Source organism: Prevotella sp. MGM2, from assembly GCF_002933955.1.
Lineage (GTDB): Bacteria > Bacteroidota > Bacteroidia > Bacteroidales > Bacteroidaceae > Alloprevotella.
This window is the reverse complement of the sequence record NZ_BEWW01000141.1, coordinates 1-658: the sequence shown is the minus strand read 5'-3', so window position 1 is coordinate 658 and position 658 is coordinate 1. Positions and strand designations below refer to the sequence as shown.

At 47.4% G+C, this 658-nt stretch carries 2 protein-coding genes; both read right to left on the bottom strand.

The features are described 5' to 3' along the window. The coding region (locus C5S62_RS03260) for a hypothetical protein (RefSeq protein WP_133159479.1) at nt 1-278 on the bottom strand (278 nt) is incomplete at its 3' end. A gap of 70 nt (nt 279-348) precedes the next feature. Then, nucleotides 349-658, bottom strand: a 310-nt coding sequence (locus C5S62_RS03255; RefSeq protein ID WP_133159478.1) for an AraC family transcriptional regulator, incomplete at its 5' end; no start/stop codon positions are given.

The window sequence follows — 658 nt, the reverse complement described above, 5'->3', positions numbered from 1 at the left end:
AGGTCGCAGAGGGCTTTTGCGGCCGTGTCAAGCGCGGTCAGATAATCTCTCCGTGATCCGGGCACTCCTGCGGTGAGCGACTGTTCGCTGCCTGCTACGTTGAAGAATCCTACGACCAGCCGTTCTGTGGCTTGGCGTCGCAGCGCGGCCTCCTGTTCGGCTTGTGAAAAACGTGCCAGACTTTGTGTGAGACGTACAACCAAGAAAGTGGCACCTGCCAGTGAGCCGGTGAGCAGCAAATACCCCAATATGACCTTCAGAGTGATATGACGGTGCATTTCCTCAAATTAAAGCAATGAAAAGAAATCTTTGTATAGAATGGCAAGACGGTCAAAAAAAGTGACAGTCTTATTTGCGATAGTCTGACGGCGAGAAGCCGGTGGCGTTCTTGAAATATTTTCCCAGAAAACTCTGATTGGAAAAGTTCAGACGGACAGCGATTTCTTTTACTGACAGAGAAGTATTGGCCAGCAATTGTTTGATTTCCATTACAACAAAATTTGCAATCCATTGCCCGGCAGTTCGGCCGCTTACGTTTTTCACCACTTCCGAAAGATATTTCGGAGTGAGGCATAACTGGTCGCTATACCAGCTCACATTGCGTTCTGACCTGAAATTATCGCTAAGCAAGTGGATAAACTTGTCAAATATATTGTAG